We start from the raw sequence: 12,693 nt of genomic DNA on the forward strand, positions 1-12,693 counted from the left end.
CTGTTGGCGAGGGCCCGAATCTTCACCATTGGCTGACGATTCATTTGCAGGTGATGCGATTACAGGTTTTTGGGGCTGTTCAATGATCGTTTTAGTTTGGGATGTTGTGGTTACACCGGCAGCATTGGTCCTGTTGGTTACGGAGGCGGTTTCTACTTTGCCGGACTGTGTTTCTGGTTTGCCGATCATTCCTTGCAGGGACTTTTCCAGGGATTCCCAGAAGTCAAATGCCTTGGTATCGCTTTTGGTTGTCTGGGTGATCGTTCCTTTGATATTTGAAGAACCGCCGCCTGAACCGCCAGCAGATAGTGCTGCACCGCTACCTAGAATATCGCCGCCCACTTCAACGTTAAAACCTTGCACCATGGCCGGGTGCCCCAGTTCAAACGACTTGGTTCCGGTTGCATCTACCGTGATAGTGTTGTCTTTGATCGTGTAATAGTAGTCTGCCGAGTTTAGCAGGATTGCCAGGGCATCATCAGCAGTAACTTTCTTGAGTGTAAGGGTGACGGGACGGTCCTGATGCACGCCGTCGTTAATAATCAGGTTCAGTCCGGCAGCATCGGCAATGACATGCAGGATATCTCCCAATGCGCTGTTCCGGGCCTGAATGTTAACCAAACGGGATTTAGCCGGGGATACATCGTCACTTACCGGCTGGTAATCTGGTGTCTTGATTGGAGTCAGTGCTTGCTGGCTCTGAAGTTCCCTGATGTTTTGCTGAATAAACGGATCATGCTTACCCGCAGGGGCAGACAGGGTCGTGTCAAGGGCAGAACGCGCTGGTGTGGCCTGTTTGATGCTACTGGATGCACAGCCGGTTAGTAGTGCCAGGGTAACCAACAGTGCTAACCGTGCAATCGAGGATGCTATTCCATGCTGAGCCATTGTGTTCCTATCCTGCCTGTTAACTGTACCCGCTTTTGTTCGATTTTCGAGACTTTCCATCCGTTAAAACTATTCCCCTGTCGTAGCAGACGCCCATCCAGAATGGCAGTATCCTTCTTAGGATTTCCTTCGTACAGAATAAACGTCAGTTGGGGGAGCTGTGCCGGGTCTGTACCTGCTTGTTTAAGTGCGTGATCTGCCGGGGATGCCGCTATAGCCTGCCTTTCAATCGTCAGTGCTTTAAGCGCTACCGGGCAGGTGCTGGATGCCTCCCGCCAGATCCGGGGGCTAAGCGTGACTGGTGTTGGAGAAAAAGTGACTAATGACCGCTCGTCAGGAGTCTGTTTGAGCGGGAATTTGACCGTCAAAAAGATGAGTGCTGGTACAATCAGGGCGGCAAGCGTGCAGCATACTGCAATGATAGCCTCTTTTGAGAGTTTGACCATCATTGGCTGTCTTCCTGTGGCGCCGGCATCTGCACAATCCCCTCCACAACAAGTTTTAAACCTTGCAGTGTCTCGCTACCGGACTGGTCAACCTGGATGCTGCGAATATTGACAAAGGGAAAGGCCAGCGTTTCCTGGTAGCCAAGCAGGTTGACGATTCTGCTATAGGAGCTCACATCCCGCAATGGCAGAGTAGCAGAAAAATCAACAACTATCATGTTTTCTCTATTTTCAATGGCTTTCACCGTCAGTTCAGTTGTCTGTAGCCGAGACTTCAGGTTATCAATTCTGCTGTAGACCAGCCATTCGGGGGTGCGTGTCCCGTAGGCAGGGGGCAGAAGGGATTTGAAGTCGGCTACTGTCTTGTCCGTATCTTTTACAGCAAGGCGCATTCTACCCACGTTTTGAAAAATGGTTTTCTGGTTGGTAATCGTGCGTGAGGGCATCTCTTTATAGCGAATAACACCACTTAACAGTGATGCTAAGAGCGTAAAACAGGTGAGTATAATCCCTAGTTGGATGAGCTTTCGGCGGGTTTGTCGTTGCATGGCGGCAATCATGGTTTGTGAGTGGCCTCCACGCTGAATTTGTTGTTTTGGGGGTCAAGGGTACGGTTACCCAGGGTAACCCCTTTGGTGTTGGAAAGCTGGGTGGAAAGCGCCTCAAGTTGCGATTGCGCACCTGCAAGAGACGGTTTGAGGATTGCACCGGTTAAAGATAGCACGATAGCGTCTTTATCCCTTTTTGCTGTCATGCCACTGATCGTTACATCCGTGAGAGGTGCAAGGGCAAGCGTGGCCAGTAAGCCGGGGACCGAAGGTTCAGCATGCTGACTGTTGAGTATGCTGATCAACGGCTCAACTGCAGCTCGCTTTTCCATGGCTTTTTGATGCGTTGTAATGACGTTGTGCAGCAAGGCAGGCGGTTGACGCAGGCTATCCAGATCTGCTTGCATTGCGGTAATTAAAAATCCTTGTACCAGTAGCAGAAGGATTACGCAGGCTGTCGCAATAATAAAGCCCAAGCTGGTGTTTTTTATCAGGTCCTGTTCCCGCAGGGCGGAGCAATAGGCCGCGGGTCGCAGGTTTTGAGATGCAGGCAGAGGATACGTCAGTAATGCCAACTGAGCCGGATATTCGGTGATAATGTTGGCAGGAAAACCTGAGGCAATAATCGGTTCAAATGCGACAAAGGGAGGCGGTGGATCTTCACTGTTAATAGCTATGGCACCGCCAGGTCTGACCCGTAGCGTTTGAAAACAGTAATCGATAGTCATGGTAACGTTCTGACGGTCAAGGGTGTTCCAACCACGGCATTCCGAAGGCACCTGGCGGGTAAACAGTACAGCGCCGTTCTCCAGCACAAGCAACGTCTTACGCTCTCCTTCATCGTATGCGCAGAGCAATGTTTCGGGTAGATCTGATGGCGTGTTGATAACCAGTCCGGCGAGAGCATGAGGGGTTGCTGCAATCATCCGTACAGATTTATTATGCCGAATGAATGGCTCAAGCAGCATATCCAGTAATTCATTGGGCATTAAGCAGCAGGCAACTCTGCGGATGGTTCTGCCATCCTGTATGCTGTCGCCAATTACCTGTTAGGCTATGCTGAATGGAGGTAATTCCGGGTGCATCCGTTTGAGTTCTGCATCAACAATGCGAGCAATAAGTTTGTCGTCGACAGGGGGGATGGAAATGGTTTCGTACAGTGCGTCGGGCGGGTTGACGGTTAACAGGTAGGCTTTGCTTTGATCTTGAGAAAGAAATCCCTCAAGCTCATCGTCGGCTAGCGTCAGAGCTTGTTTACAGATCAAGCTGTCTCGTGTCTTTTGAGCAGTGACGATCCGGATAGCATCGGCGTCGTAGCTGACGACCGCGAGGAGTGACATTAAGCCCCCATAAACTGAAATTGATTGACTTTTTTACCTTATGCGGGGTGTTTCTGTCTAGATAAAACCACTTATCCGGGGCCGTGTTTACGAGGTTTAACAAAAAACGGGCAGAGAAACTCTCTGCCCGTTCTGGTTGCAACAATGACAACTGGGTACGCTGGCTTAGTAATCCATGCCGCCCATACCACCCATGCCGCCCATACCGCCGGGCATAGCAGGCATACCGCCATCCTTCTTGGGCTTCTCGGCGATCATGCACTCGGTGGTCAGCATCAGTCCGGCCACGGAAGAGGCATTCTGCAGAGCACAGCGGGATACCTTGGTGGGGTCGATGATGCCGGCTTCCAGCATATCAACATAGGTGTCGTCAGCGGCGTTGTAACCGAAGGCGTCCTTGCCGTTCTTAACCTTGTCAACCACGATGGATGCGTCGATACCGGCGTTGTCGGCGATCTGACGGATCGGAGCTTCCAGGGCGCTCTTGATGATGGTCACACCGAACTGCTGCTCAGCAGGCAGAGCCACGCTGTTCAGGGCGTTCAGGGCACGGATGTAAGCTACGCCGCCACCAGGGACGATGCCCTCGTCAACAGCTGCGCGGGTTGCGTGCAGTGCGTCTTCAACGCGAGCTTTTTTCTCTTTCATCTCGGTCTCGGTTGCAGCACCAACCTTGATCACCGCTACGCCGCCAACCAGCTTGGCCAGACGCTCTTGCAGCTTCTCGCGGTCATAATCAGAAGAAGTTTCTTCAATCTGGGCGCGGATCATCTTGACGCGACCCTGGATATCAGACTCGGCACCGTCGCCATCGATGATGGTGGTGTTGTCCTTGTCAACCACGATCCGCTTGGCACGGCCCAGCATCTCCATGGTAGCGTTCTCAAGTTTGAAGCCCATATCTTCAGAAATAACGGTACCGCCGGTCAGTACAGCGATATCTTCCAGCATCGCCTTGCGACGATCGCCGAAGCCGGGAGCTTTAACAGCGCAGACGTTCAGCACGCCACGCAGCTTGTTGACCACCAGGGTAGCCAGTGCTTCGCCTTCGATGTCTTCAGCAATGATCATCAACGGACGGCCTGTTTTAGCGGTCTGCTCCAGTACCGGCAGCATATCCTTCATGTTGGAGATTTTCTTGTCGTAGATCAGGATGGTGGCGTTCTCAAGGGTTGCTTCCATCCGCTCTGGATCAGACACAAAGTAGGGGGAGAGGTAGCCGCGGTCAAACTGCATCCCTTCCACGGTCTCAAGGCTGGTTTCCATTGCTTTTGCTTCTTCAACGGTGATCACGCCTTCCTTGCCGACTTTTTCCATGGCCTCGGCAATGATGTCACCGATGGTCTTGTCGTTGTTGGCAGAGATGGTACCAACCTGGGCGATCTCTTTGTGGTCCTTGATCGGCTTGGAGATTTTGACCAGTTCGGACACGATGGCTTCAACAGCCTTATCAATGCCGCGCTTGATTTCCATCGGATTGTGACCGGCAGCAACCAGCTTGGAACCCTGCTTGTAGATGGCTTGCGCCAGTACGGTTGCAGTGGTGGTGCCGTCACCGGCAACGTCGGAGGTCTTGGAAGCAACTTCCTTAACCAGCTGAGCGCCCATGTTCTCGAACTTGTTTTCCAGTTCGATCTCTTTGGCAACGGAAACGCCGTCCTTGGTGATCAGCGGGGAGCCGAAGGACTTCTCGATGATGACGTTACGGCCTTTGGGGCCCAGGGTTACCTTGACAGCGTCAGCCAGTGCATTAACACCACGCAGGATGGCGTTACGGCCTTCCTCATTGAAACGGATCTCTTTTGCAGACATGTACTATTCCTCCAGATTTTAGTTTATTACGAGTGTGTTTTTAGATTCATATTAAAGCGAGGTTTTTTCGTTCCGGGTTTGGTTCGTAAGCAACTGCGCGGAGGCGTACTCTATTAGTACGTCGCACAAGCAGTTGTGAAACGAGACGAAGCCGGGGCGGAAAAAGACCGCTTTACTTCTCGATAACGGCCAGAACGTCGTCCTCACGCATCATCAGGAACTCATCGCCGTCAACCTTTACTTCAGTACCGGCATATTTGCCGAACAGGATTGAATCACCAACTTTTACATCCAGGGGAGCACACTTGCCTTCATCGTTCTTCTTGCCATTGCCCACGGCAACCACTTCACCTTTTTGGGGTTTTTCCTTGGCGGTGTCGGGGATAAACAGGCCGCCTGCGGTCTTCTCTTCGCCCTCAAGGCGCTTAACGATGATACGGTCATGCAGTGGTCTCAGTTTCATTGGTACTTCTCCTTTCGTTGCTATGGTGTGTGGTGTTGTGTGTTGTGTCTGCTAGCACTCTATTGTGGTGAGTGCTAACGAGAGGGAATATAGCGACCGGCTGGTTAAAAATCAAGGGGCAGTTTGAAATTTTTGCTATAGTGTCGTGACAAGGAGCAGGTATGGAACAACTTTCCCTTTTAGATGACGTTGTTGCGAAGAGTGAGGCAGGGTTACGGGCATCGGAGCTGACAGTGCTGATTCGACATCATAACGACTGTTACCATAAATTGGATGCCCCCGAGATTAGCGATGCTGAATTCGATGCCATGATGCGGGAGCTGCTGGAGTTGGAAGAAAAATGGCCGGAACTTGCTACGCCTGATTCGCCAACCCAGCGAGTGGGAGGGAATCCGTTGGAGCGCTTTGCCCAAGTGTTCCATCGATTGCCGATGCTCTCACTTGAGAACGCCATGCAGGAAGACGAGATTCGTGCCTTTGAACAACGGGTTCGCAGCCTGTTGGCCTTGCCGGATGAAATGGTGATTGCGTACCAGTGCGAACCGAAGATGGATGGTTTGGCAATTGAGCTGGTCTATCGTGACGGTTTGTTGGAGCAGGCTTCTACCCGTGGTAATGGTGTTGTGGGTGAGGATGTGACGGCAAATATCCGTACCATTCGCACGATACCACTGCGTCTTTCTGGTAGTGGTTTTCCGGAGTTGCTTGAGGTGCGTGGCGAGGTCTACCTGCCGCTGCAGGCCTTTCAGCAGCTGAATCAGCAGCGGGAAGAAGAGGGGGAGCCGCCCTTTGCCAACCCCCGTAATGCCGCAGCCGGTTCTATCCGTCAGCTTGATCCCGCAGTGGTGGCCAGACGTCCGCTGGCCATGGTCTGCTATGGCGTGGGGATGATAGAAACAGAGTCAAGGACACAAACCGGGCTGATGAGCCAGCTGGCCGCTTGGGGGCTACCGGTCAGTGATCAGGCCAGACAGGTCACAGGTATTGAAGAAGCGGTTGCCTGCTTTCTGGATCTGCAGGAACAACGTGATTCCCTCCCCTATGAGATTGACGGCATGGTGATTAAGGTGGATGACCTGCGTCTGCAGCAGGAACTGGGTGAAAAAAGCCGTTCACCCCGTTGGGCTATTGCCTGCAAATTTCCTCCCCGGCAGGCAACCACCCGGATTAACGAGATTATTCTTTCGGTGGGCAGAACCGGCGTGATCACACCGGTGGCCAATCTGGAACCGGTGGAGCTGTCCGGTGTCACAGTATCGCGTGCCACCCTGCACAACTGGGATGAGATCCGGCGCAAGGATATCCGGGTAGGTGACAAGGTGATTGTGGAGCGGGCAGGGGATGTGATCCCGGCAGTGGTCAAGGTACTGCTTGATCAGCGCAGCGGTGCAGAGCAGGAACTGCCGGAGCCGGAGGTCTGTCCGGTCTGCGGTTCAAAGGCTGCTCGTGAGGCCGGTGAGGTGGCGGTGCGCTGTCAGGGCGGACTGGCCTGTCCGCCTCAGCTGGCAGAATCGATCATCCACTTTGCTTCCCGCGATGCCATGGATATTGACGGTCTGGGGAGCAAGTATATTGAACAGCTGATCAGTCTTGGGCTGGTCAAAGATATTGCTGATCTCTACCAACTGACCCGTGAAGAGTTCATGCAGTTTGAACGGATGGGGGACAAACTGGCGGAAAATCTGCTGGCTGCCATTGCTGCCAGTAAACAGCAGGAACTGTCTCGCTTCATCTTCGCGCTGGGTATCCGCCATGTGGGGGAGCGGACCGCCAAGACCCTGGCAGAGCGGTTTGGCAGTATTGATAACCTGCAGGCCGCCACATTGGAAGAGCTGACCAGCATCCGTGATGTCGGCCCGGCTGTGGCGGTCAGTATCCGTTCCTTTTTTGATGCCCCGGCCAACCAGGCGGTGTTGCAACGGCTGAAAGAGGCCGGCGTTGCACCCACGGTTGAAGAAAAACGGGTTGGTGGTCGGCTGGCCGGTCTGACTTTTGTCTTTACCGGCACACTGACCACACTGGGACGTGATGAGGCAAAAAGGCTGGTTGAGTCTGAAGGTGGCAATGTGACTGGCTCAGTCTCAAAAAAGACCGATTACGTGGTGGCGGGCAGTGAAGCGGGCAGTAAACTGGAAAAGGCCAGGGCTCTGGGAATAAGTGTACTTTCTGAGGATGAATTGCTTGCCATGTTGGCGAAGGATGTTAAAATAAACAAATGATCGCTTTCCCCATGTCCCAACTTGCCCTGTATCTTCTACTGTTTATCTGTGGCGTTTTCGCCTGCCTGTTGTATCGCCGCTATTTCTGTGTACGGATAGAGCACTATCGTAATCTGGCTGAAGCCACGTTTGAAGGAATCCTGCTCTCCAGAGACGGTATCATCTGTGACTGCAATCAGCGAGCAGCTGATATATGCGGTTATACCCGTCAAGAGCTTTTAGGGCGTTCTCTCTACGATCTTTTTGCAGAGCCGTATCATGCCACTATTCGTGAAAAAATAAGCACCGGGTATGATCGTCCCTATGAGGTTGAGGGGGTCTGCAGGAACCGGCATACCTGCTTGTTTGAGGTGCGCGGCAAAACGTTTCAGGTTGGCAGGCATACCATGCGGGCCTCAAGCATCCGGGATATTACGGCACGTAAGGAGGAGGAGGTACAGTTACGCAAGTTGTCAGCCGCTGTAGAGCATAGTCCGGCTTCTATTGTGATTACCGACACTAGCGGAATAATTGAATATGTTAATCCGGCTTTCAGCCGCTTGACCGGTTACAGCTTTGAAGAGGCGATAGGTCAGAACCCTCGAATTCTCAAAGCGGGGGATCAGACGGAAGAGTTTTTTAAAGAGTTGTGGGATACACTTACACGGGGTGAAGAATGGCGTGGTGAATTTCATAATAAGCGTAAGGACGGGTCACTGTTTTGGGAAATGGCATCTATCTCGCCGGTTTTTGACGAACAGGGGCGGGCAACCCATTATGTCGCCCTTAAAGAGGACGTTACTGAACGCAAAGAGTTACTGGATCGTCTGGAGCAGATGGCCCAGTTTGATATGTTGACCGGCCTGCCCAATCGCAGGATGTTCCTGGACCGGCTTGCCCAGACTGTGGCAGTTGCCAAGCGTAGCAGTCATCGCTTTGGCCTTCTGTTTATCGATCTGGATGGCTTTAAACGGATTAATGATCTCTATGGCCATGAGGCCGGTGACCGGGTGCTGAAGACGGTTTCAGCCCGGTTGTCTGCCTGCATCCGTATCTCTGACGCGGCCGGCAGGATCGGTGGTGATGAGTTTACGGTGATTTTGGGAGCACTTACACACTATAGCGATGCCGGGCAGGTGGCGGAAAAGATTTTACTGGCATTACAACGTCCGATTACCCTGCCAAATGGTCAGCAGGACAGTATTGGATCAAGCATCGGCATCAGCGTCTTTCCTGAAGACGCTGAAGATGGCGATGGCTTGCTGGCCACCGCCGATGATGCCATGTACGAGGTTAAACGATCCGGAAAAAACAACTTCCGTTTTTATCGGGAACGGGAAGATATCTAGTCCGCCAGCTTCTTCAGCAACCAGGCCATGTTGCTGCCCAGATCCCGCATGGTCTTGATCCCTTCGTCATCGCCATCCACATCACCGATATTCCTGCCCACCCCGATGTTCCAGTAGCTTGAGCTGACGATGATCATCTGACCAATGGTGAAGAAGTGATTGATGGTGTCAAAGACGTGGATCGCGCCGGCCCGCCGTACCGAAACCACGGCAGCACCAACTTTGCGTTTGTACATGTCTCCATTGGCCCGTGAGACCATGCCGCAACGATCAATCAGCGCCTTCGCCTCCGGCGTAATCGCGGCAAAGTAGGTGGGTGAGCCGATAATAATGGCGTCAGCTGCATCCATCTTTTCTATACACTCATTGGCGCAGTCATCGGTTACGGCGCAGCGACGGTCCTTGCTCGCAAAGCATTTGTAGCAGGCGATACAGCCATGGATCGGTCTGCCGGACAGTTGCATCAGCTCTGTCTCGATTCCCTCTTTTACCAGTTCTTCAAAGGCGTAGTTGATCAACTTGGCGGTGTTGCCATCCTTGCGAGCGGAGCCGTTAAATGCGATGACCTTCATGTGAAACCCCCAGATGTTTTTTAACGCAGAGACGCAGAGATACAGAGAAAAGCATATAAACCCAATTAAACCTAAAAACGGCAGTTACTCACGCGGCGCGGAGCTCGCGGAGAAAATTAAGTAGTTACCCGAAAACAAGGAACAGCCTTACAGGCGAAACCGTTACATGACGTAACCACACGGTTCTACTCTTTGCGCCTCTGTGTCTTGCTTTCAAACTTTGCGTTAGAGCTTGTGTGCAATCCGTTTCAGCAACAGTGAGTTCAGCACCACCGAGACCGATGAAAAGGCCATGGCCAGTCCAGCAAACTCTGCCTTCAGGAAGATACCGTAACCTGCAAACAGACCTGCTGCCACCGGGATGCCGGTCACATTGTAAAACAGCGCCCAGAACAGGTTCTGTTTTACCTTGGCCAAGGTGGCACGACCTACCTTGATGGCTCGTACCACATCCAGCAGGTCATCCTTGATCAACACAATATCGCCGGTCTCCTTGGCCACATCGGTACCACCGCCAATGGCGATGCCAACATCAGCAGCAGCCAAGGCAGGGGCATCGTTAATGCCGTCACCGGTCATTCCCACCACCAGCCCCTTCTGTTGCCATTCTTTAACCAGCTCTTGCTTGCGCCCCGGCAGTACCTGGGCCTCAAAGCTGTCTACGCCAGCCTGGGCAGCAACTGTCGCAGCTACTGCGGCATGGTCTCCGGTAATCATTACGGTGCGGATACCCAGCTGCCTTAATTCTGCAACAGCCTGGCAGGAGGTTGCCTTAATGGTGTCACTGAAGGCGGCAATTCCCACCAAAACCTGATCTGCAGCAACATACATCAGCGAATTGCCCTCTGCTGCCAGCTGTTCAGCTTCCTCTTCAAGGTGGGCGGTCTTCACCTTTTCTGAATCCATCAGACGCAGGTTGCCAACTGCCAGACGGATGCCGTTGTAGCTGCAGGTGACACCATGTCCTTCTAACTCGTGAAAGTCCCCCACTTCGCCGGGAACGTAGCCCCGTTCTTTTGCCGCAGCCACGGCAGCTTGAGCCAGGGGGTGGCTGGATGATGCCTCTGCAGCAGCAAGGCATTCAAGCAGCCGTTGTTCATCAACGCCAGGTGCGGTCACCAGTCTACTCATGGCCAGCTTGCCGCTGGTCAGGGTGCCGGTCTTGTCCAACAGCATGACCTGAAGTTTGGCGATAGTCTCAAGGGCAGAGCCCTTCTTAACCAGAATGCCACGGGAAAGGGCAACCCCGCTGCCCACCATGATGGCGGTTGGGGTGGCCAGACCCATGGCGCAGGGGCAGGCTATTACCACCACCGCAACGCCGAACTTGAAGGCCATCAGGAATGGTGCTTTCAGAATCACCAGCCAGACCACAAAGGTGAGCAGGGCCAGGCCGATCACGGCCGGTACAAACCAGGCCGAGACCGCATCAGCAAAACGCTGGATCGGGGCTTTGTCCCCCTGGGCATCCCGCACCATCCTGACGATCTGGGCCAACAGGGTCTCTTCGCCGATCCGGGTCGCCTTGACGATCAGGCGACCGTTTTTGTTGATGGTGGCACCGGTGACTGTATCACCGACCTGTTTAGACACCGGAAGGGATTCGCCGGTAACCATCGCCTCATCAACACTGGATGCACCTTCCATCACCTGGCCATCCACCGGAATGGTTTCACCGGGGCGGACCGCCACCAGATCGCCCACCCGGATCACCGAGGCTGGCACCTCTTTTTCTCCTTCAGCAGTAACCAGTCGGGCCTTGTCTGCCTGCAGGTGCAGCAGTTTCTTTAACGCCTCACCAGCCTTGCCGCGAGCCCGAGCTTCCAGATATTTACCCAGCCTGATAAAGGTGATCAGCCAGGCCGAGGTCTCAAAAAAGACCTCATGACTATCCCCCAGCAGGCCAAAGAAGGCCAGCAGCGAGTAGCCCCAGGCGGCGCTGGTTCCCAAGGCCACCAGTACATCCATGTTGCTGCTCTTGCTCTTCAGGGCAGACCAGGCGCCACGGTAAAAAGCCAAACCGGCGCTGAACTGGATGATGGTGGCCAGGATCAGGTTCAGCCAGCCCACACTCCGCAGATCATGCAGCGTCATGGTGGCCATGATCGGCATAGACAGCGCCAGTGAGAACAGGAACCAGTTGCGCTGAGTAGCCAGTTCTCCTGCTTCTGCCTCTTCACCGGCTTCTGCCTCGGCTGGCGTGTAACCGGCATCAATCACAATTCTGAAGATTGTACTTTTGTCCAGCAGGGCAGGGTCAAAACGGACAAATCCGCTGGCTGCCGCCAGGTTAACCACGGCAGTGCTGATTCCCGGCTGCTCTTGTAGAATTTTTTCAAGGCGGGCCACGCAGTTGGCGCAGTGCAGGCCGGTGATGGAGAAGGTCAGTTCGCCCGGTGGTTCGGGCTTGAGCACGCCGTAGCCCAGCGATTGCACCTTTTCCATGATACTGTCAACGCTGATGGTGTTTTCATCAAACGCAGCGGTCAACTGGGCAATGGCAAAGTTAACCACGGCTGATTCCACGCCGGGCAGGGCGCTGATCTCCCGTTCAATACGGGCAGCGCAGTTGGCACAGGACATGCCGGTTATTGGGATTGATAGTTTTTTAATGAACCGCTCCTTTAGTGGACTGCGTTCAGGGAAGTGCTCAGGGAAAATAGCTCGTTTTCCTCCAGCCAGTGCTTGACGCGGTTGCTCAGGAAGGTGTCACGCAGTTCTGACAGTTGCAGCTCCTCTTCCGGGAAGAACGACAGAATATCAGCGGTTTTGGCGTAGGGAGGGTGTCCTGAAAGGGCATGATCCAGCAGGCCGCGTAGTTCCAGGTTGGCCTGCTTTGCAAGAAAACCGTTGATGAGTGTACGTTCTGCAGCTGTATCCAGGGCGGGGATCTCCAAAAAACGTCCCTGCTGCTGTTCAATCTGGTCCCAGAAATCATCCTCACTGTCTGATCTGACAGAGAAGATCTCACCGGTCATCCGGTCAAAAAAGTAGACCCGGTCCTGCTCCATATTTGAGAACGCCCTCAGGAGTTCATCCCAGGCGATGGCTACACTGTGTATCATGAAAAGTACTCC

General features: G+C 53.5%; 12 protein-coding genes. 2 read left to right on the top strand and 10 right to left on the bottom strand.

Annotated features, from left to right (window positions below; genetic code table 11):
• The 7 genes from OEL57_RS00985 to groES all read right to left on the bottom strand — a co-directional run.
• Positions 1 to 888: STN domain-containing protein (locus OEL57_RS00985; protein ID WP_300735894.1), on the bottom strand; the 888-nt coding region annotated here is incomplete at its 3' end.
• The gene (locus OEL57_RS00990) at positions 870 to 1,337 is read right to left on the bottom strand and encodes a hypothetical protein (RefSeq protein WP_300735896.1); all 468 of its coding nucleotides are present in this window, start codon (positions 1,335 to 1,337) and stop codon (positions 870 to 872) included. The genes OEL57_RS00990 and OEL57_RS00985, both read right to left, overlap by 19 nt.
• The gene (locus OEL57_RS00995; protein WP_300735898.1) at positions 1,334 to 1,726 is read right to left on the bottom strand and encodes a hypothetical protein; all 393 of its coding nucleotides are present in this window, start codon (positions 1,724 to 1,726) and stop codon (positions 1,334 to 1,336) included. The genes OEL57_RS00990 and OEL57_RS00995 overlap by 4 nt, the downstream gene beginning before the upstream one ends.
• A 164-nt stretch (positions 1,727 to 1,890) precedes the next feature.
• A complete protein-coding gene (locus tag OEL57_RS01000) occupies positions 1,891 to 2,871 on the bottom strand; it encodes a hypothetical protein (protein WP_300735900.1) in 981 nt (326 codons plus the stop codon).
• Between the two features lie 60 nt (positions 2,872 to 2,931).
• Positions 2,932 to 3,222: a hypothetical protein gene (locus OEL57_RS01005; protein ID WP_300735902.1), complete on the bottom strand. Its 291-nt coding sequence runs from the start codon at positions 3,220 to 3,222 to the stop codon at positions 2,932 to 2,934.
• Positions 3,223 to 3,387: 165 nt separating this feature from the next.
• A complete protein-coding gene (groL, locus tag OEL57_RS01010) occupies positions 3,388 to 5,034 on the bottom strand; it encodes a chaperonin GroEL (RefSeq protein WP_300735904.1) in 1,647 nt (548 codons plus the stop codon).
• Positions 5,035 to 5,206: 172 nt separating this feature from the next.
• The gene (gene groES, locus OEL57_RS01015) at positions 5,207 to 5,497 is read right to left on the bottom strand and encodes a co-chaperone GroES (RefSeq protein ID WP_265551421.1); all 291 of its coding nucleotides are present in this window, start codon (positions 5,495 to 5,497) and stop codon (positions 5,207 to 5,209) included.
• Positions 5,498 to 5,658: 161 nt separating this feature from the next.
• Here groES and ligA point away from each other — a divergent pair, with 161 nt between their 5' ends.
• Together ligA and OEL57_RS01025 are read left to right on the top strand one after the other, a co-directional pair.
• Positions 5,659 to 7,716: an NAD-dependent DNA ligase LigA gene (gene ligA, locus OEL57_RS01020; RefSeq protein ID WP_300735912.1), complete on the top strand. Its 2,058-nt coding sequence runs from the start codon at positions 5,659 to 5,661 to the stop codon at positions 7,714 to 7,716.
• Between the two features lie 11 nt (positions 7,717 to 7,727).
• Positions 7,728 to 9,044, top strand: a complete 1,317-nt coding sequence (locus OEL57_RS01025) for a sensor domain-containing protein (RefSeq protein ID WP_300735914.1) — start codon at positions 7,728 to 7,730, stop codon at positions 9,042 to 9,044.
• On the opposite strand, the gene OEL57_RS01030 is transcribed toward OEL57_RS01025, so the two are convergent.
• From OEL57_RS01030 to OEL57_RS01040, 3 genes are all read right to left on the bottom strand, one after another.
• On the bottom strand, positions 9,041 to 9,616 hold the full coding sequence (locus OEL57_RS01030) for a flavodoxin family protein (RefSeq protein ID WP_300735916.1): 576 nt from the start codon (positions 9,614 to 9,616) through the stop codon (positions 9,041 to 9,043). The genes OEL57_RS01025 and OEL57_RS01030 overlap by 4 nt on opposite strands.
• A gap of 225 nt (positions 9,617 to 9,841) precedes the next feature.
• Positions 9,842 to 12,277 (bottom strand): heavy metal translocating P-type ATPase, encoded by a 2,436-nt coding sequence (locus OEL57_RS01035; RefSeq protein ID WP_331489746.1) that lies wholly within the window; start codon positions 12,275 to 12,277, stop codon positions 9,842 to 9,844.
• Entirely contained in the window at positions 12,241 to 12,681 is a 441-nt protein-coding gene (locus OEL57_RS01040; RefSeq protein WP_300735918.1) for a UPF0158 family protein, read from the bottom strand. Before OEL57_RS01040 ends, OEL57_RS01035 begins: the two co-directional genes overlap by 37 nt.
• Positions 12,682 to 12,693: the final 12 nt, after the last annotated feature.

It is taken from the genome of Trichlorobacter sp., assembly GCF_030247655.1.
Taxonomy (GTDB): Bacteria; Desulfobacterota; Desulfuromonadia; order Geobacterales; family Pseudopelobacteraceae; genus Trichlorobacter.